This is a genomic window from Halobacillus sp. B29 (assembly GCF_052246755.1).
GTDB classification, from domain to species: domain Bacteria; phylum Bacillota; class Bacilli; order Bacillales; family Halobacillaceae; genus Halobacillus; species Halobacillus halophilus.
The window spans coordinates 144,363-162,828 of sequence record NZ_JBQQCM010000011.1; the positions used below are offsets into that span (position 1 = coordinate 144,363).

The 18,466-nt window shown below is 41.5% G+C and carries 18 protein-coding genes; 10 read left to right on the forward strand and 8 right to left on the reverse strand.

The window, feature by feature from the left end; all coding sequences use genetic code 11:
• Positions 1-130 precede the first annotated feature (130 nt).
• From ACTWP7_RS14815 to ACTWP7_RS14835, 5 genes are all read left to right on the forward strand, one after another.
• Positions 131-1,381: a metallophosphoesterase family protein gene (locus ACTWP7_RS14815; protein ID WP_443123846.1), complete on the forward strand. Its 1,251-nt coding sequence runs from the start codon at positions 131-133 to the stop codon at positions 1,379-1,381.
• Positions 1,378-4,278 carry an AAA family ATPase gene (locus ACTWP7_RS14820; RefSeq protein ID WP_443123847.1) on the forward strand — a complete coding sequence of 967 codons (2,901 nt, stop codon included), beginning with the start codon at positions 1,378-1,380 and terminating at the stop codon, positions 4,276-4,278. Before ACTWP7_RS14815 ends, ACTWP7_RS14820 begins: the two co-directional genes overlap by 4 nt.
• 89 nt (positions 4,279-4,367) lie before the next feature.
• The gene (locus tag ACTWP7_RS14825) at positions 4,368-4,931 is read left to right on the forward strand and encodes a GbsR/MarR family transcriptional regulator (protein WP_443123848.1); all 564 of its coding nucleotides are present in this window, start codon (positions 4,368-4,370) and stop codon (positions 4,929-4,931) included.
• A gap of 714 nt (positions 4,932-5,645) precedes the next feature.
• Positions 5,646-6,593, forward strand: a complete 948-nt coding sequence (yhaM, locus tag ACTWP7_RS14830; RefSeq protein ID WP_014642456.1) for a 3'-5' exoribonuclease YhaM — start codon at positions 5,646-5,648, stop codon at positions 6,591-6,593.
• 119 nt (positions 6,594-6,712) lie between these two features.
• Positions 6,713-6,907 carry a sporulation YhaL family protein gene (locus ACTWP7_RS14835; RefSeq protein ID WP_443123849.1) on the forward strand — a complete coding sequence of 65 codons (195 nt, stop codon included), beginning with the start codon at positions 6,713-6,715 and terminating at the stop codon, positions 6,905-6,907.
• A 63-nt stretch (positions 6,908-6,970) separates the two neighbouring features.
• Here the strand turns inward: ACTWP7_RS14835 and ACTWP7_RS14840 are convergent, their stop codons facing one another.
• The 5 genes from ACTWP7_RS14840 to ACTWP7_RS14860 all read right to left on the reverse strand — a co-directional run bounded on the left by ACTWP7_RS14840 (position 6,971) and on the right by ACTWP7_RS14860 (position 10,589).
• Complete coding sequence (locus ACTWP7_RS14840) at positions 6,971-7,888, reverse strand: peptidylprolyl isomerase (RefSeq protein ID WP_443123850.1); 918 nt, start codon at positions 7,886-7,888, stop codon at positions 6,971-6,973.
• A 188-nt stretch (positions 7,889-8,076) separates the two neighbouring features.
• A complete protein-coding gene (locus ACTWP7_RS14845) occupies positions 8,077-8,259 on the reverse strand; it encodes a hypothetical protein (protein WP_041601224.1) in 183 nt (60 codons plus the stop codon).
• 126 nt (positions 8,260-8,385) lie between these two features.
• Entirely contained in the window at positions 8,386-8,934 is a 549-nt protein-coding gene (locus tag ACTWP7_RS14850) for a DUF3267 domain-containing protein (RefSeq protein WP_223254261.1), read from the reverse strand.
• Between the two features lie 429 nt (positions 8,935-9,363).
• Complete coding sequence (locus ACTWP7_RS14855; RefSeq protein ID WP_443123851.1) at positions 9,364-9,939, reverse strand: HTH-type transcriptional regulator Hpr; 576 nt, start codon at positions 9,937-9,939, stop codon at positions 9,364-9,366.
• Positions 9,940-10,082: 143 nt separating this feature from the next.
• Positions 10,083-10,589, reverse strand: coding sequence for a GbsR/MarR family transcriptional regulator (locus ACTWP7_RS14860; RefSeq protein WP_443123852.1), 507 nt, complete (start codon positions 10,587-10,589; stop codon positions 10,083-10,085).
• A 283-nt stretch (positions 10,590-10,872) separates the two neighbouring features.
• Between ACTWP7_RS14860 and proV the strand changes: the two genes are divergently transcribed.
• From proV to ACTWP7_RS14875, 3 genes are all read left to right on the forward strand, one after another.
• A complete protein-coding gene (gene proV, locus ACTWP7_RS14865; RefSeq protein ID WP_443123853.1) occupies positions 10,873-12,075 on the forward strand; it encodes a glycine betaine/L-proline ABC transporter ATP-binding protein ProV in 1,203 nt (400 codons plus the stop codon).
• On the forward strand, positions 12,059-12,904 hold the full coding sequence (locus ACTWP7_RS14870; protein ID WP_443123854.1) for an ABC transporter permease: 846 nt from the start codon (positions 12,059-12,061) through the stop codon (positions 12,902-12,904). The genes proV and ACTWP7_RS14870 overlap by 17 nt, the downstream gene beginning before the upstream one ends.
• Positions 12,905-12,966: 62 nt before the next feature.
• Positions 12,967-13,914, forward strand: coding sequence for a glycine betaine ABC transporter substrate-binding protein (locus ACTWP7_RS14875; RefSeq protein WP_443123855.1), 948 nt, complete (start codon positions 12,967-12,969; stop codon positions 13,912-13,914).
• 39 nt (positions 13,915-13,953) lie between these two features.
• On the opposite strand, the gene ACTWP7_RS14880 is transcribed toward ACTWP7_RS14875, so the two are convergent.
• The 3 genes from ACTWP7_RS14880 to ACTWP7_RS14890 all read right to left on the reverse strand — a co-directional run bounded on the left by ACTWP7_RS14880 (position 13,954) and on the right by ACTWP7_RS14890 (position 15,674).
• Positions 13,954-14,367, reverse strand: a complete 414-nt coding sequence (locus tag ACTWP7_RS14880) for a YtxH domain-containing protein (RefSeq protein WP_443123856.1) — start codon at positions 14,365-14,367, stop codon at positions 13,954-13,956.
• A gap of 189 nt (positions 14,368-14,556) precedes the next feature.
• The gene (locus tag ACTWP7_RS14885; protein WP_443123857.1) at positions 14,557-15,111 is read right to left on the reverse strand and encodes a tryptophan transporter; all 555 of its coding nucleotides are present in this window, start codon (positions 15,109-15,111) and stop codon (positions 14,557-14,559) included.
• Between the two features lie 128 nt (positions 15,112-15,239).
• Positions 15,240-15,674: an HIT family protein gene (locus ACTWP7_RS14890; RefSeq protein WP_443123858.1), complete on the reverse strand. Its 435-nt coding sequence runs from the start codon at positions 15,672-15,674 to the stop codon at positions 15,240-15,242.
• Between the two features lie 147 nt (positions 15,675-15,821).
• Here ACTWP7_RS14890 and ACTWP7_RS14895 point away from each other — a divergent pair, with 147 nt between their 5' ends.
• A complete protein-coding gene (locus ACTWP7_RS14895) occupies positions 15,822-16,565 on the forward strand; it encodes an ABC transporter ATP-binding protein (protein WP_014642469.1) in 744 nt (247 codons plus the stop codon).
• On the forward strand, positions 16,558-17,772 hold the full coding sequence (locus tag ACTWP7_RS14900; RefSeq protein WP_443123859.1) for an ABC transporter permease: 1,215 nt from the start codon (positions 16,558-16,560) through the stop codon (positions 17,770-17,772). The genes ACTWP7_RS14895 and ACTWP7_RS14900 overlap by 8 nt, the downstream gene beginning before the upstream one ends.
• Positions 17,773-18,466: the final 694 nt, after the last annotated feature.

Here is an 18,466-nt window from a genome sequence, read left to right on the forward strand (position 1 = left end):
GTTACGAAATAGGCAGGTGAACTGTAAAAGCGGCACCTAAATGAAACAGAATCTTAAAAAGGCGAACGTGCATTCGAAATACACCTTTGTTAAAATAAAAGAAAACAATAGAAAAGAAAGGGGTGGGGCTATGCCAGAAAAGCTGCGATTTATTCATGCGGCAGATTTGCATCTGGACAGTTTGTTTAAAAGTAAAAGCCATGTATCTAAAGCGCTGTTGGAACGTTTAAGAATGAGTACCTTCGAAGCTTTTGACCGGCTTATTGATGCTGCTATCCGGTATCAGGTAGATTTCGTTCTAATCGTCGGTGATTTGTTCAATGAGGAAATGAGAAGCTTGAAAGCTCAAATACACTTGAGAAAAGGCTTTGAGCGGCTGGCCGATCATGCTGTTGAGGTGTATGTCAGTTATGGTAACCATGATTTTTTACAAGGGACTCATTACCCCATTGATTTTCCAGGAAATGTACATATATTCACCTCCCAGGATGTAGAAGCTTTTACATATAAGAAAAAGGGAGAGGCACTAGCCAATCTATATGGCTTCAGTTACGTGGAGAAGAAGGTCATAGATCGTAAGGTGAATGAGTACAGTCGTAAAGGAGGGGCTCCTCTGCATATTGCCATGCTTCATGGAAGTCTCGATACAAATACCGAACATGACGTGTATGCCCCGTTCCGTTTGGAAGAATTGTACGAGAAGCAGATGGATTATTGGGCTCTTGGTCATATCCATAAGCGTCAGTTCTTATCGGAAGATCCGCCTATTGTCTATCCAGGAAATATTCAAGGTCGTTCAAGGAAGGAGTCGGGTGAAAAAGGCTGTTACCTGATTGATTATGATAACGGAGAATGGAAAAAAACATTTCTGTCTTTGCAAAGTTTTGTGTATGAAACCATATCTCTTTCTGGTGAGCATCTGGATACGCCTCAGGAGCTTGAAAGGGTCCTGGATGAAGCCAAATCATTGGTACAGCGAAATGATGGGGGCGTCATGTTGGAAGTTATCCTCACTTCTACGCATGGGCGACTTAAGAAGTGGCAGTCTGAGGGACTGCTTGAAGATTGGATAGAGCTCTTGAATGAAGATGAAGGAGAAGAAGATCATTGGGTGTGGATCGATCGCGTCCGTATTGAAGATAATCCTCTCCTGGATGAAGAAGACCTTAGGAAAGGTCAGCATTTTACCGGTGAGCTGCTTAGAGAAATTGAGGGGCTGGAAGAGGAAGAGTTAGAAAATTGCCTGTCCTCTTTATTTCGCCACCGGAAAGCTTCCAGATTCTTAGAGACACTTTCCGTCGAAGAAAAGCAGGAAATCATTGAGGCAGCAAAAACGCTCATACTGAATCAGCTGTTAACAAAAGAGGGTGAGCATTCATGAAAATTAAAGAGATCCATATTTACGGATTTGGAAAATGGAAGGACCATTCCATAAAGCTTGAGAACGAGCAGGTTACTCTCATAACCGGCCAGAATGAAGCTGGCAAGTCAACGCTGTATCATTTTATTCTCTTTATCCTCTTTGGTCTCCCGCCAAAGGAACGTGAATTTTACCGTCCTAAAAGCGGGGGGTCGGTAGGTGGAAAGTTGATTGTTTCTACACGCGAGTACGGGGAGGTAGGGATTGAACGGCTGCATGAAAAAGAGAACGGCAAAGTAGTCTGCCATATGCAGGACGGCAGGGAAGAAGGAGAAGAGTGGCTTAAGTACCAGCTTGGCAGAATGAACCGGGATGTTTACGATTCCATTTATAGTTTTAATGCCGAAGATTTAACAAACCTGAACCAATTAAGAGGCAGTGAGATTGGGGAAGTGCTTTTAAATATAGGGTTGACTGGCTCTGAACAGATTTATCAGACGGAAAAGTGGCTGGATAAAATGAGTCAGGATCTTTTTAAACCAAAAGGCAGAAAGCCGGAAGTTAATCAGCAGCTTCAAGTTGTTGAGGATCTATATCGGAAACAGGCTATGGCAGAAAAAGAAGAAGGCTCTTATCAGGAATTGAAATCAGACTTCATAAAATGGACTGAACAGGTGAAGGAAGCGAGTGAAGAGATCTCAGATAGAAGAAACGATCAGTACAGTTTAGAACAAATGATTAAAGCACTCCCGCTTGTACTTGAATTCCATCAACTGAAAGCCGAAATGAAGGAGGGTGAGGGGGGGGGATCATTTCCGGAAGAAGGCCGTGAGCGCTATCAGCAGGTTAAAGAAGCCATTCTTCCATTGGAAAGTGAAAAACAGGTAACGAAGACGAAGCAGGAGGAATGGATATCCAGGCAGCAGGGTATTAAGCAGCAACTTGTTTCAGAAGAGGAATGGAAGGAAGCGGAATCTCTTCTAGAAAAACAAGCAGGCTTTGAACGTGCCTCTCATGAAATAGAGCAATGGAAAGAGAGGAAAGCTGAGCTTCAGGAGAAAATAGAGTACGATCGTAAGCAGATGCATGTTCCCATTCAAGACGATGAGTGGAATGATTATTCTTTTCCTTTTTATATAGAAGAAACATGGAGCAGCTTAAAACAGGAAGCGAGAACGATTGATCAGGAAGAGGCACGCCTGGATGAATGGGAATCTGAGCTGAAAGTGGAGAAGCATTCCATTCAGAAACGTAAGGAATCCCTGGCACAAAAGATGATGGATGAAGACAAAGTGAGAAGCTATACAGAGCAGTTGACTATGCACGGTCAGACTGGAGCTTCTTCTCATGATGAGACACCGGCACAGTTATTGAAAGTATATCGGCTGATGTGGATTCTATTTACTATGATCTTGTTTACAGCCGGATGGACGATCGCCCTGCTTTCCTCCCTTATGGTAATTGGTCTCATAGCTACTCTTATGAGCGGAATAACGGCTTTTTGCGCTTTTTGGAGCCATCGATCTTTGCAGAAGGTAGTACCAGTAAAAGAGCATCCTTCCGCACCTGTCCATTCCGTATCGGAAATTCAGCAAAAGTTGTCTGAGCATGAAAAAGATAAAGCTGAACGTGCTCATTTGGAAGATCAGGAGCGAAACGTCAGACAGGAGGAAATACGTCTGGAAGAAAGAAAGAGACACCTGAATCAGCGGACAAAAAGGCTTGAAGCTGGCATACGGGAACAAGAAACCCTCTATCCATTTTTAACATCTCTATCTATTGATCATTGGGAGAAATTATATCACTGGCTAACGCAGGCTAAGCAGAAGTGGTCGGAAATTGAAAAGCTGGAACAATCCATTAAGGAACATGAGGAATGGACACATCGTGTTCTTCATGACTTGAAAAGGTTTTATGAGCGTCTGAATTGGGAAACGGAATCCAAAGAGGCACTTGCGATCTGGAGCAGCCTGAGAAGCTGGGCGAACCAGCATCAGCAGCTTCAAAAAGAACTGTCATCCGTAAACGAACAAATCTCCCAGACAGAACAACAGCTGAAAGAAATCAACGCTAAACTTGATGTCTACTATGAAAAGCGTCAGGCTCTATTCAATCAAGCTGGGGTTCCCTCAGAAGAAGCATTTTACCTTCGACTAAAGCAGACCGAAACTTTAAATGAACAAAATGCTCGACGCCATTCACTTATTCAGCAGATCCACCGGCTTCTGTCTGAAAAAGACCAGAAACAATTTGCTGTCTGGCAGCATCCTCCCGATGAATCCAAGTTACAGATGCAATGGAATGCAACCAAAGAAAAGATGCAGGATAAAGAGAAGGAGCAGAGGGAGTTGCAGCAGCAGGTGGCCGATACGAAAAGCAAATTGAGGACTTTAGAAAGTTCCGGGCAATATTCTGAGCTAGTTCACCATTACGAAGCGGAACGGTCGAAGCTAAAAGACCTCGCCATTGAATGGGCTAAATACCAGCTCGCCGGACATGTGGTTCACAAAACAAAAGAAAAGTACAAACAAACCTACTTACCTCAAGTTCTAGAGCAGGCAGGAAAGTATTTTTCCCGTTTGACTAGCGGCAAATATCTAGCTGTACACCTGCTTGAGGATCGTGAAGCGTTAAGGATAGAAGACTATGAAGGTAAGGTTTATGAGGTGTTTGAGCTTTCCCGGGGGACGAGGGACCAGTTATATGTATCCTTACGCTTAAGCTTAGGAAAGATAATGGCCGAAACTGTCCGACTTCCATTCCTTTTAGATGATGCGTTCGTACATTTTGACCAGCAGCGGCTCCCCGTCATGCTGGAGATCATAGAAGAGATGTCTAATGACCACCAGACTATTCTTTTTACATGGAGAAGCGACCTCGCCAGCAGTTTCCAAAAGGTAGAGGAGCATAAACTTTAGTAAAATAGGGAATAAGGTCGCAAAGTACTGGCATTAGTGATAAAATGTTTTAAGATTATAAAGAGGAAATAGCAAATGGAGGGTTTCCATTGCCAAACACACACAACGAAGAATGGAATAAATACGAAGAGACAATCGAACAGTTCATACAAGTGATTGCTAAAAACATGACTTTGTACGGGATCACTCCTTCAATCGGCCGTTTATACGGGGTTTTATATTTTGCGGAGGAGCCTATGACCCTGGATGACATGAGGGAAGCTCTGGCAATGAGCAAGACCAGTATGTCCACTGGTGTCCGGGCCCTTTCGGATATGAAGATGGTGGAACCGTCTTTTAAAAAAGGGGTACGCAAAGACTTGTATAAATCAGAAGAAGATTGGTACAAGTCATTTACCTCTTTATTCAGCAGCCGGTGGAAACACCATACTGAAACCAATATTGAAGAAGCTGATGAAGCTCTTGAAGAATTGAGAGAATTGAAAGAGAACACAGATGATCAGGAACTTCAGGAGAAAATTGATCAGGACATTTTCAGACTGGAATATGCCCAGGATTATTACCGCTGGTTAATTAAATTTATTCATGTGGTGGAATCCGGTGAAATTTTTAAATATGTTCCAAAGATTGATCAGCGGGAAAAAAAGAAATAAAGAACAGACAGAAGCTGGCCTATCATTCCATTAGCTAACAATCACATGCTGAGGGAAAGGGTCCAGCTTCTTTGTTATAGGCTCTATTCAACCTTCGCCTTGACTATTAAAGATAAGCTCCCATTACTTGAAGACTCAGTTTCGAGATAAATGGGTCCTTTACGTTAGATGGACAAGGGCTAGTGGGGAAATAACTCGCTTTCCTATGGGGGAACGGTGAGCTTCCTCGCTCGTTTCACTCCCTGTGGGATCTCACCTAGTCCCTTCTCCCATGGGAGTCTCATCATTTCCCCACCACCCCAACTATAATGTTGCGAACGGCCCCTTCCAGAAGAGAATGGTTCTCCTCTGTAATCTGTAGGGAATGCTATCATGACGGGCTGTGTGGGTCGTTATATCCTAAGTACATGGTCTAATACTTCATTATGCAGGTGATGTTTGAAGTGGTTTCGAGCGTCTGATTTGGCAAGGTCTGGAGGGGGACGATGAAGACTCCTGCGGGATAAACATGATCGGTGAGACCCCGGAAGGCGTAGCCTGAGGAGGCTCAGCACATGCCCACGGAAAGCGAATCGTCCCCCGGAGGACCTTTCCTCTCATAAAATATCTCGAAACTGAGTCTTCAAGTAACCGGCCCTTTAGTGAAACTATCTCTTTAAGAAATATCGATGTTAATGATAACTTGTAAAATAAAAAAGAAAGGAAGTGGGAGGATTGAAAAAGGGAATAGCACACTATCAAATCGGGGATTCATTTGATTACTTTCTATTGATAAAAACGGCAGTAAAAGGAGTAGCCAGCAATGGCAAGCCATTCTTAACCCTCCTACTTAAAGATCAGACCGGCGAAATTGATGCCAAACTCTGGGAAGCAAGCTCGGAAGATGAGAGGGTATTCCAGCAGGGAGAACTAGTGAAGGTGACCGGGGAAGTAGGGCAGTTTCGCAATAAACCTCAACTGAAAATCCACAGTATTCGTCCCTCCCAGCCGACAGACGGTGTCTTTCACAACGATTTTATTGAAAAAGCACCTGTGGAGAAGGAAGAGTTGATGGAGCGGATTACAGAAGCCATCTTTGAAATGAAAAATGCCAATTTTCAGCGCATCACACGCCAGTTTGTAAAACAGTACCAGGAGGATCTGCTCAGTTATCCGGCAGCTGTCAGAAACCATCATGAATATGTATCGGGACTCGCCCATCATATTGTCAGCATGCTGAACATAGCGAAGGAAATGAGTAAGCTCTATCCAGATATTGATAAAGATTTGCTGTACGCTGGAATTATTCTGCATGATCTCGGCAAAATAAAGGAATTCTCCAATGCCGTGGCCCCGTCTTATACCACGGAAGGAAAATTAATTGGTCATATCTCGCTTATGGCAGAAGAGGTCCGTATCGTCGCTAATGATTTGCAGATTGAAGGGGAAGAAGTCACGGTGCTGCAGCATATGATCCTCTCCCATCACGGAAAAGGCGAATGGGGTAGTCCAAGGCCGCCTTTAATTAGAGAAGCCGAGCTTTTACATCACATTGATATGCTGGACGCGAGAATGAATATGCTGGACAGAGCTTTGAAAAAAACAGCTCCGGGGGAGTTCACCGAGAAGATTTATCCCATGGAACAGCGTGCTTTTTATAAACCTTCCTTTGAAGATAAGTAGAATAATTAGGCTTATCCTGAAAGTTTAATAGAATAAATAGAGGTGAAACTCTAAGCTTGTTCATATTTTTCGAACGCTTCTCATAGAATGGATACAAATGGTATAGGGAGGAAACAACCATGTTGTTCGGAATTCCAATTTGGGTCTTCTTTTGTATTGTGTTTATATTTGTAAGTGGTTATATGGCACTGCGGGCAATGCGAGCGGAACATCATCTGGAACAGCAGCATATTGAGCAAGAAGGACAAGTTTATTTAACCCGTATGGAAGAAGAAAAAGAAAGACGCAATCAACACAGAAAAGTGATGATGTAAGTTAATCATATAAAAAATCCCTGATGTTTATAAACATCAGGGATTTTTTCGTTGCAGAATGATTTATTCTTCAGAAGAACTGTTCTCCTCTGAAGAGCCGTTTTCAGCTTGGGCAGGTTCTGCCTGCTGTTTAAACAGATCCTTGTACTCATCAAGCTTCACATCAATTTCAGCTTCCTGCATCATGGTATTCATTTTTTCTTGTAGTTTGGCCTGATCTACTTTTTGGCTGACTAGTGTACGTTTGATTTCTTCTTTAGCTTCTTCGTATGGCTTCACATCTTCAGCGTCACGTTTGTCGGTCACTTTAATAATATGGAAGCCGAACTGTGTTTTTACTGGTTCGCTTACTTCACCTTTTTCAAGCTCATAAGCTGCTGCTTCAAATTCCGGAGCCATCTTGCCAGGTCCGAACCATCCGAGTTCGCCACCTTGCTGAGCAGATCCGTCAGAGGAATATTCTTTGGCAAGTTCCGCAAATGAGCCGCCATCTTCAAGCTGCTGTTTTACTTCTTTCGCCGTTTCTTCATCTGAGACTAAAATGTGGCTCGCTTGTACTTCGGTCTTCATGCGTTCATAATACTGTTTCATTTCTTCTTCTGAAATCTCTACATCCTCAGCAGCAGCTTTTTCCTGAAGCAAACTGAATCGAATGGTTTCTTTAAATTGTTCTTCACTGGAAAATCCGCTTTGTTGCAGAACCATTTCAAACTGGTCACCATATTGTTCTTTTAATGATTCAAGTTCCTGGTTCACAGCTTCATCGGATACTTCATATTTTTCGGCAAGAACTTCTTTCATCACAAGCTGCTGGAGCACTTGTTCACCATTCTTGCTTTTCAATTCCTGGTAAAATTCTTCTTTTGTTACGTTTCCACCGCTCGTTTCTACTACGGTTTCTGATTCATCCGCATTGGAAGAGCAGGCAGATAAAGTGAATACGCTAGCCGCAAGAGCCGCTGTAATTACTATTTTCTTCATTTCACGTACACTCCTATAAAACATTTTATTATTGTTGACGTAGAGGTATTCTTAACAACCCATGAGTAAATATAACACAGAATGACTAGCGACTGCCATATTCTTCATTAAAAATTTGTGACAGGCTGATTACGGCCGGCAGAATCTAAAAAACAGGCCGGGCTGTATGGGCAACCGGGCCTGTCTGTTTAAAGTGTTATAAGCACTTCTACATATGAAGATATGAGTAATATCGTAATGAGGACATTGATAGTCCGGAATACGCGAGTTTGCTTTTCATTCGACATCTTTGTTTTCAAGCATAAGGAATGAGTGAGTGAATTGAATACGAATAAAATAACGAGCGCATACAAGATGAATCCGAATGCCATGACGATGTACCTCCTTTATTCCCTATGAAACTACTCTATCAAAATTTCCAGTAATTGAACAGAAGAAAGGCGTGAAAAATAAAAAGCAGCTGTTACACAGGGGTGCAAGCTGCTTCATAGCAAAGGTTACGCTTCTCTTTGACGAATTAAAATATCGTAGCCATCTTTAGCGTTTTCGATTACACATTTTCTAGGTGCTCTTGCAAAATAGTTTAAATATAGAAAGTCAGGAAATGATAATCCAATATTGACCGCTGCAAAGATTACCAAATAAGCAAAGTAATTAGGGAATACACAGCTCATGATGAGTGTTGGAATCGTAATAAAGAAAGTCGGCGCTAAGGCCATCATCATAGAAGTCTGTTTTGAAAGTTTAGATTTGCATTGGTAAGTGAACGTCGGCAGCATTCTTCTTCTGAATTTAAATTTTACACTGAAACGCTTGTAAAGCAGTACTAAAGGTAAGATATGCATTAGCCGATGCAAAGCTGGCAAAAAGAATAAAATAACGATTAATGGCAGAAAGCCATGATCTTTCATATCATGCGTGCCATGCAGCATGGAAAATGGCAGATATAATATCAAAAAGGACAGTAGTCCTGTTAAAAATGACATCAGATAAACACGATTGAGACCGAATTCTTTATTGATGTTCACTGATTTCCAGCAATTCATCATAGAATCCCCCTTTACTGCAGAAATTGGTGTGAGTAAGTTACGAATATTTATAGAAAATTAGTATTTGTAATGCGTTCTTATTTGACTTGCACATTTGGAATAATAGTACCTTTACAAGGAAAAAGCAATAGGTTTTTCGTAAAAAAAATAATTGCTCTATAAACCGCCATGGTGGGGCTGAACCTGAAGAGGATTATAGATATATGAAAGAATAAAGTAGGAAAATTGTGAAAAATTAAGTAACAGGATAGGAAAGGCATAGTGACAGGAGGTTTGGGAGGGGAAGGAAGTCTAAAGGGGGAGGCGCACTGCCGCGGGGCCTGTAAAAAGAGACTCCTTCTTAGGAAAGAAGAAAAAAGTTTTTGAAAATTTCACCACACACAAAAAATCCCTTCCTGAAGTAGTGACTTCAAGGAAGGGAAAACATTAGGAAGATTTCGATTGATTTTTAAAGTCTTCGAGATCAGGAGGTTCTTCTTGAACAGAAGCTTCATCTTCAATGTTTTCTAAGGAACGTTCAAGAATTTCCATATATTCTTCCCCGTAAATTTCCTTTATGAGGGCGGATAAGTCTAGAAATTCCGGTAATTTACCGTACATTTCTGTCATTGGAAGTGAACCGCGAAGAACAGAATTATCTTCTGGATTATAGTCGCTTAACGTAGCCTCAAGAAGCTCGTTGCCATCATCTGTAAGTTCTATATACGTATTTCTTTTATCGTTTTCACGTTTAGAAAATTGAAGGAGACCGCGTTTTTCTAGTTTCTTTGAGAAGTTAAACGCTGTAGAGACATGCATGACTCCAAACTTGGAAATTTCAGAGATGCTGGCCCCTTTCAAATGATAGGCAATCCATAGGATATGGTGTTCATTGATGTTGAGCTGAAAAGGCTTTGTCCATTCTTGCCAATCTTTTTCGATGGCTTTCCAAAGCGCCTTGGATAATTGGGCCATTTTATGACTATAAAAAATAGCTTCTCGCTTGGAAATTTTTTCCTTCATACATCTCACCTTCTTTACGTTTAGGTTACATCTATTGTGACAGGTTTATTGACATATTGAAAGTGATAATGCGCAAGAATACTATTTTTGTAAAACAATCTGAATATTTTCCGTCCTGTTTAGTGGCTCATAACAAAAAAAGCTTATTTGAGGTCCAATTTATGGAATGATTTCAATATATTTTCATGAAATCCAATCATTTGTTCCAGCTTTTGATATAAAAGATCAGCTTCTTCCATCTGTTTCTCACTGGAGAACTCACGATACTTGTTTTTCAGCTGATTTTCTACTTTTTTTAAATTCGTTTCCTGTTCATTGGCTGCCGTCTGCCATTTACTAATATAGGAAGACATGAAATTTTTATAGATGCTTTTATTAGCTTGAAATAAGTCTTTTCGAACTCCTTTTTTCCATACACGGTTCACCAGCCCCTGATCTATCAAGGAACGAACACCTGTACTCATGGAGGTTTTGCTCTTTCCGAGAGCCTGACTCATTTCATCGAGGGTCATAGGATGAGGATGAATATAGATCGTAACGAATAATCTCGCTTCAGCAGGTGTTAAACCAAACATTTCTAAGGTTTTAGAGAATTCAGTTATGACTTTTGTATGAATATCTTCTAGCGATTGATGATCTTTTAATACCATAAGATCCTCCTTCAAATCATTGCTATACTTACATTACTATTATTTGGATAAAAATGAAAATTAACTATGAGTAAGTAAAATGGAGTATTTAGAAGCAATTTAAAATAAATATCCGAAATCATTCTGTAAAGTTTATACTGTACGTAATTTTTAAACTAAAATAAATGAATTTATAGTTTGAACTATTTATTACAAATAGGTTACAGTTATAAGGTGGAAAGATGAGTGCGGATAAAATATCGAGAAAAACGTACCATAATAATAAAAACTAGAGGTGATAGACGTGCCGATTATTCAAGTAGAGAATTTATCCAAAATCTTCGGTAAGCAGGCTAAGAAAGCCACCAAGTATTTGGATGAAGGTTTATCCAAGGATGACATTCTGGAGAAAACCGGAAATACCGTAGGGGTCAACCGGGCTTCCTTTAATGTTGAAGAGGGAGAAATCTTCGTCATTATGGGATTATCCGGAAGTGGTAAATCCACGCTTGTTCGGTTAGTCAATCGACTAATTGAACCAACAGAGGGAAGTGTATATATTGATGGACAGGACTTGGCCAAAATGGATAGTAAAAGTCTTCGGGAAGTCCGCCGTCAAAAATTAAGCATGGTTTTCCAGCGCTTCGCTTTATTTCCGCACCGAACAATCCTTGAAAATGCTGAGTTTGGTCTAGAAGTCCAGGGCATCGATAAGGAAGAAAGAAAGAAAAAAGCACGCGAGTCATTAGAAATGGTAGGACTTGGCGGATACATTAACCAATTCCCTTCCCAGCTATCCGGCGGAATGCAGCAGCGTGTGGGACTTGCCCGTGCTCTAGCAAACGATCCAGAAATTCTGCTTATGGACGAAGCTTTTTCAGCTTTAGACCCATTAATTAGAAAAGAAATGCAGGATGAGCTGCTTGAACTGCAGGAATCGATGCAGAAAACCATTCTGTTTATTACGCACGATTTGGACGAGGCGCTCCGCATTGGAGATCGAATTGCCTTGATGAAAGACGGTAAAATTGTACAAATCGGTACGCCGGAAGAAATTCTTGTTAACCCGGCGAACGATTATGTAGAAAAGTTCGTAGAGGACGTAGATCGTTCCAAAGTATTAACAGCGGAACACATTATGAAGCGGCCTGAAACGGTTGATATTGAGAAGCATGGACCAAGGACTGCGCTTGAGCGTATGCGCAAGGAAGGTCTTTCTAGTATTTATGTTACGGATGCAAAACGTAAACTGCATGGTTACGTGATGGCTGATGATGTAGCAGAAGCTGTTAAAAATGAGCAGAAGAATCTGAAAGGAATTATGCGTACAGATATTCTGAAAGTAGAAAAAGATACGTCCATGTCGGAAATCTTTAATCTGATTCATGACGCACCGGTTCCTGTCGCCGTAGTTGAGAATGACAGGTTGCAAGGTATTATTGTTCGAGGAGCAGTAATTGCTGCACTAGCTGGAAATGAGGTGAATCTAAATGGAAATGATTCCTAAAATACCTGTGGCCGAATGGGTATCCTCTTTTACGGAGTGGGTTACCGATACATTTGAGCCTTTATTCGATTTTATAAAAAATGATTTTGGTGACTTTATTGAAATGTTTGCTGAAGACTGGCTGATGAGTATTCCGATTTGGTTATTTATTATTGTTGTAGGTGTTATTGCTTTCTTTATCTCTGGTAAGAAACTGGGCTTGACCGCATTCTCGGTTGTAGGCCTGTGGTTCATTTCCAACCAGGAGCTTTGGGAAGAATTGATGAATACATTTACGCTTGTTATTTTCGCCAGTTTGATCTCGGTCATTATTGGTGTCCCTTTTGGAATATGGATGGCCAAGAGCAGGACTGTTGAGAAAATCTTAACGCCTATTCTGGACTTTATGCAGACGATGCCGGCTTTCGTATATCTAATCCCGGCTGTAGCCTTCTTTAGTATCGGAATGGTTCCAGGGGTGGCTGCATCCGTTATTTTCGCTACACCGCCTACAGTCCGTTTTACCAATCTTGGGATTCGTCAGGTGTCTCACGAGCTAATTGAAGCTTCCGACTCTTTTGGAACGACCAATACTCAGAAATTGTTTAAAGTTCAATTGCCAATGGCTAAGAAAACCATTATGGCAGGAATTAACCAGACCGTTATGCTTGCGTTATCCATGGTAGTTATTGCTTCCATGATCGGTGCCAAAGGTCTGGGGCAGACGGTTATTACCGGACTGCAGCGTGCTGATGTGGGAACAGGTTTTGTGGCCGGTCTTGGAATTGTAATTCTGGCTATTATTATTGACCGCTTTACGCAGAATTTGAACACTCAGCGTGGTGAATAATGGTTTTAAATGAGGGCTGGAAGACCAGTCCTCATCTAATAAATAAAAAAGGAGCAAATAACATGTTTAAATTTGATTGGAAACGTCTTAGTGTAGCAGCTGGTCTTTCGTTGACTCTTGTAGCAGCAGGTTGTGGATCGTCTGATGAAGGTTCTGAAGGAACAAGTGGCGACAGCAATGAAGGTGGAGAGTCTACTTCAGAAGAAGTGAACTACGGAGAAGAATTGAGTTATGAAATTACAGGCATCGAGGCTGGAGCAGGTGTTGTTAAGGCTGCTCAAAGTGCTGTAGAAGAATATGAAAACCTGGCCGGGTGGGAAGTTTCTACCTCCTCTTCAGGTGCTATGGCTACAGCCTTAGGACAGGCCGTTGAGAATGAAGAACCTATCATCGTAACAGGCTGGACACCGCACTGGAAATTCGCTAAATATGATTTGAAGTATCTTGAAGATCCTAAAGAAGTCTTCGGTGGAGAAGAGCAAATTAAAACTATGGTACGTAAAGGATTGAAAGAAGAAAAACCAAATGCTTACAAAATTCTAGATCAGTTTAATTGGACAGCCGCTGATATGGAAGAGGTTATGCTTGAAATCAATGATGGTGCTGAACCTGCCGAGGCAGCGAAAAACTGGATCGAGAATAACCAGGAAGCTGTAAGTTCTTGGACAGAAGGTACAGAAGAAGTAGATGGCACAGAAGTTGAACTTGTGTTTGTAAACTGGGATTCAGAAATTGCTTCTACGAACGTTGTGGCAGAAGTTATGAAACAGCAAGGTTTTAATGTGACCATTACGCCGCTTGACAATGGGCCAATGTGGGAATCTGTTTCAGAAGGAGAAGTGACCGGAATGGTAGCAGCCTGGCTTCCAGCAACACACGGTGACCTTTATGAACAGCATAAGGATAACCTGGAAGACCTTGGTGCGAATCTAGAAGGTGCCAAAGTTGGATTGGTTGTTCCGAAGTATATGGAAGTTGACTCCATTGAAGATTTAAAAGCAGCTGAATAATGAAAAACCGGAAGGCGGGAAATCGCCTTCCGGTTTTTTTTAATGGTTATTCACTTCATCATTGGGAGGATTCCCATCCTCCACGTCATTTCCCTGCTCGGCTTTTGCCTTTTCTTCCAATTCCTTTAGACTTTCTTCAATTTGTTCTAAGTATTTCTGGATGTTTTTTTGGTGAGGCTCTACGGTTTTTTTCCAGCTTTCAATAGATGTTTTTACATCTTCAGATAGTTCTTTGATCAAATCAGCTCCCTCTTTGGAAGTCTGAGCAATCTGATCCTTCAACTGCATGCCATCTTCCCGCAGACTTAGTACGGTGTTTTTTAGACTTTCGCTTTTTAAGCGGGCGCCTTCTCTAAATTCACGTCCAGATGAAGGGGCACTGAGCAGTGTATAAGCAGCTCCTGCGATCCCGCCTACGATGATACCTAAAGTTAAGGATTTTGCATTTGGCATAAAAAATCTCCTTTCCTATCTCCTGCTTTATTATTTTCTCTTATAATGAATGAACCAAACATAAAATAATAAATAAAAAATAGAGTACGATGAAGATAACCTGAAAGTGATTTCTTTGGTGATAGTAAACAGAAGGCACTACATCTGATGCAGTGCCTTTAACTTCTTATAATTCTTTCCAATAACCCTTCAGTTCCCTTTGGAAATGGAAGGGGAAGAAACGGGGAGAACTTCATTTATGCTGGATCTTCTTAAAATGGAAACAGCAATTGGATATATAATCGCCATGAACGCGAGATTCAAGGCAGCTGTTGGTAAAACAACTGTTAGGAACATGACAGAAAAACTTGCTTGCATTAAACCGATAACATACAGTACAAGGCTTAAAAAGATAGTCCCGCTGATTACGGTCCCCACAGCTGCCAATGCAGGTGCGCCCCACTTGGAATGGCGTAAAGGACGAATCAGTAAGACAATTCCAAACACGAGTAAGCCTGTTACAGGTTTATCAATTAAATTCGCTAACTGACCTCCCGGAACCGTCGTAGTTAATGCGGAAATAAAACCGGTAGCAATTGATAAGATAAGCACATACGGAAGCTTAGGGAATAATAAAATACCTAAGAACATCATGGCAAGCATCATATCCGGCCTCATTCCCAGGAAGAACGGGGGCACAATTGCGTGCAGAACTGCTCCAATTCCAACAAATAAAGATAGCATGACTAACACTCGAGTATTCATTTGTACATCTCTCCTCAACTAAACTAGTCTCTTTTTAATTTACAATCCAAACGTGCCCTCGTGGCCGCTTGCGAATGCATAGCTGTATTATACCAAAACGAATGTTGAAAAATCAAAGCATCGCACCGTTATTTAGGAATATTCTGGTTGATTTCTCCGGCAATACTTTGTAAATCTTCCGGGGCATAGTCTTCGGCATGTGTTTCCCATTTGGCTTCAAATCCATCTTGATCTCCGTATCTCGGCAGCAGGTGGATATGTAAGTGATAAACAGATTGACCAGCCGGGGCTTCGTTATTATTCAAGACATTCATCCCAATCGGGTCGTAGGTTTCTTTAATGGCATTCGCAATCTTTGGAATGCGGGAAAATAATTTCTCAGCCACATCCGGGTGCGTATGATAAATGTCTTTGGAATGCTGCTTAGGAATTACCAGCGTGTGGCCTTTCGTCACTTGACTGATATCAAGAAACGCATAAACGTCTTCATCCTCATAAACTTTGGCTGATGGAATATCTCCATCCAGGATTTTGCAGAAAATACAATCTTGTGCTTCAGACATATCCAACACTCCTTTAACTTTTGTTCTATTGTATCACAAAAGCAGCGGTCACCTCGACGCTCAGCATCCTTTCTTCGTCTATGCAAGTTATGAAGGAATTGTGGTAGAATTTGATAAGAATGTATGCTTATGAAATGAGGGATCAAGTTGAGTTCGTTACTTCAAGTGAATAACCTTCACGGAGGTTATACCCATAAAAATGTACTGCACGGAATTTCGTTTCAAGTACAGGCTGGTGAAATTGTTGGACTAATTGGATTAAATGGAGCGGGGAAAAGTACAACGATTAAACACATCATTGGCATGATGCAGGCGAAGGATGGAGAAGTTTCCATTAATGGAACATCATTCGAGAAAAACCCCGAAGAATACCGCCAGCAGCTTGGCTACATACCCGAAATGCCGATTCTGTATGATGAATTGACGTTATTTGAACATCTTGAGTTAACAGCTATGGCTTACAACGTACCGGAAGACTTGTTTAAGAAACGTCTGGATCCATTGCTCAAAGAGTTTCGAATGGAGAAGAAGCTTAAGTGGTTTCCCGTTCATTTTTCCAAAGGGATGCGACAAAAAGTAATGATCATGTGTGCCTTTTTAATTGAGCCGGAACTATATATTGTCGATGAACCATTCGTGGGTCTTGACCCTCTCGGAATCCAGTCTTATTTACAACTGATGGAGGATATGAAAGACAAAGGAGCCGGTGTGCTTATGTCGACACATATTCTGGCTACCGCTGAAAAATACTGCGATCGCTTCATTATTCTGCACGATGGAAAAATCCGAGCGATGGGGACACTGGAGGAATTGAGGCAATCCTTTAAGCGCCCGCGTGCATCTCTAGATGAAATATACGTTCAACTGACAAAGGAAGACGATCATGATTAATGCCAAAGAGCTTTGGAATCGCAGGGTTTCGGAACATTTGAAAGAGACAAGCCGCTACTTAAAGTACATCTTTAACGAACACATTGGTATAGCATTATTCTTTTTTCTAGCGGCTCTTGCTTATTATTATCAGCAATGGCTGGCTGATCTTCCAGCGTCATTTCCGACCGCATGGATAGTGGGGATTGCTTTTGGGTTGATTGCAAGCTATAGTCCCGTACGGACTCTCCTGAAAGAACCGGACCTGGTGTTCCTGATGCCAGCTGAATATCAGCTGGATACGTATTTTAAGAGAAGTCTATATTACAGCTTCATCGTGCAGATTTACACAGTTCTTCTTGTGGCAGCAGCCCTTGGACCACTTTATTTCGCCTCCTTTCCTGATCTTGGAAGCCGTCATTACCTCATGATGATCGCGGTCCTCTTTGTTATCAAAATATGGAACATGCTTTCCAACTGGTGGATGCTGAAAGAAAGAAATGCGAGGATGCGGAATACTGATCAAGTTGTAAAGATCGCCTTGAACATCATGATCTTTTATTTCCTTTCTCAAGGAGAATGGCTGTTTGCAAGTATCGTAACGATTCTGCTAGCTGTACTGGTGCTGTACACATACAGCCTTTCGAGGAAAAAAGCCGGGCTCGCCTGGGATCTACTGGTTGAAAAAGACCAACAGAGAATGAGGACGTTTTACCGCATTGCGAACATGTTTATCGATGTACCGCATCTGAAAAATACTGTGAAGAAGCGTCATTCGCTCGTCCGGGTATTGCTTCAACCGGTTACGTACAAACAAAGCCGCACCTTTACGTATCTTTACCGGATTACGTTTATCCGGAGTAGTGATTATCTAGGAATGTATCTTCGTTTGTTGGCTATTGGCGGACTTGCGATCTGGTTCGTACCGAATATATGGGTGAAAATTGCCTTTGCCATTTTATTTTTGTATTTGAGTGCTTTTCAGATGATGACGCTTTGGAATCACCACCGTACGAACATATGGCTCGATTTATATCCGATTAAAAAAGAGTGGAAGCAGGGAGCATTACTGGAATGGCTGCGTCAGATTATGCTGTTTCAAACGTTTGTATTTGGGGTGCTGTTTATTATTCAGTGGAACCTTTTGGGGCTGCTGATCGTATGGATTGGAGGAAGTGCCTTTAGCGTTGCCTTTATCCAGGTTTATGTCAAACAGAAGTTAACGTAATAAGAAAGGGGCGCAGATTGGTGCGCCCCTTTCTTATTACGTATTGATCATAATTAATGAATTGCTTTAAAAGAATACCTTGAATTAGTGCCTTTATTTCTTATGAGTTACAAAATTGAGTCTTACAGATAAACTCCCTTTTCTGTAAGACTCAGTTTCGAGATAGTTTGGGTCCGTTACTCTATGTGGAAGAGGGTTGGTGGGTAAATAACTCGCTTTCCTATGGGGGAACGGTGAGCTTCCTCGTTCGTTTCACTCTCTGCGGGATCACACCTAGTCCCTTCTCCCATGGGAGTCTCGCCATTTCCCCACCAACCCAACTATAATTTTGTGAACGGACCCTTCTTTAGAAGGGCAGGTGTTGGACTTAATCCTTTCTAAATCCAGTGGTATCAGACCTTTTCTATCAAAATTTAGAGAAAACAGGAACTCATGGCATGATTTTATCTTTCCTATCCAATTGATTTTTGCCAATGTTTCGAGCCTCTCATTTCAGCAAGGTCCGGAGGGGGATGATGAAGACTCCTGCGGGATAAACATGATCGGTGAGACCCCGGAAGTCGAAGACTGAGTTATCATGAACGAAAAACTAGCTCCTTACACGTAAATTCGTAGGTTAATCGGGTAAGGAATAAGTAAGAAACCCAAACCCTATCAGAGCTACATTACGGAAGGAGCTAGCTTACTATGAAGA

Excerpts from the sequence above, each read along its gene's own strand:
- ACTWP7_RS14840 (WP_443123850.1), bottom strand. The coding sequence starts at position 7,888 with ATGAAGAAAATAGTAATTACAGCGGCTCTTGCGGCTAGCGTATTCACT.
- ACTWP7_RS14880 (WP_443123856.1), bottom strand. The coding sequence starts at position 14,367 with ATGCCAAATGCAAAATCCTTAACTTTAGGTATCATCGTAGGCGGGATC.
- ACTWP7_RS14850 (WP_223254261.1), bottom strand. The coding sequence starts at position 8,934 with ATGAATTGCTGGAAATCAGTGAACATCAATAAAGAATTCGGTCTCAAT.
- ACTWP7_RS14885 (WP_443123857.1), bottom strand. The coding sequence starts at position 15,111 with ATGAATACTCGAGTGTTAGTCATGCTATCTTTATTTGTTGGAATTGGA.
- ACTWP7_RS14860 (WP_443123852.1), bottom strand. The coding sequence starts at position 10,589 with ATGGTATTAAAAGATCATCAATCGCTAGAAGATATTCATACAAAAGTC.
- ACTWP7_RS14870 (WP_443123854.1), top strand. The coding sequence starts at position 12,059 with ATGGAAATGATTCCTAAAATACCTGTGGCCGAATGGGTATCCTCTTTT.
- ACTWP7_RS14890 (WP_443123858.1), bottom strand. The coding sequence starts at position 15,674 with ATGTCTGAAGCACAAGATTGTATTTTCTGCAAAATCCTGGATGGAGAT.
- ACTWP7_RS14815 (WP_443123846.1), top strand. The coding sequence starts at position 131 with ATGCCAGAAAAGCTGCGATTTATTCATGCGGCAGATTTGCATCTGGAC.
- ACTWP7_RS14835 (WP_443123849.1), top strand. The coding sequence starts at position 6,713 with ATGTTGTTCGGAATTCCAATTTGGGTCTTCTTTTGTATTGTGTTTATA.
- ACTWP7_RS14820 (WP_443123847.1), top strand. The coding sequence starts at position 1,378 with ATGAAAATTAAAGAGATCCATATTTACGGATTTGGAAAATGGAAGGAC.
- ACTWP7_RS14855 (WP_443123851.1), bottom strand. The coding sequence starts at position 9,939 with ATGAAGGAAAAAATTTCCAAGCGAGAAGCTATTTTTTATAGTCATAAA.
- ACTWP7_RS14900 (WP_443123859.1), top strand. The coding sequence starts at position 16,558 with ATGATTAATGCCAAAGAGCTTTGGAATCGCAGGGTTTCGGAACATTTG.
- ACTWP7_RS14875 (WP_443123855.1), top strand. The coding sequence starts at position 12,967 with ATGTTTAAATTTGATTGGAAACGTCTTAGTGTAGCAGCTGGTCTTTCG.
- ACTWP7_RS14845 (WP_041601224.1), bottom strand. The coding sequence starts at position 8,259 with ATGGCATTCGGATTCATCTTGTATGCGCTCGTTATTTTATTCGTATTC.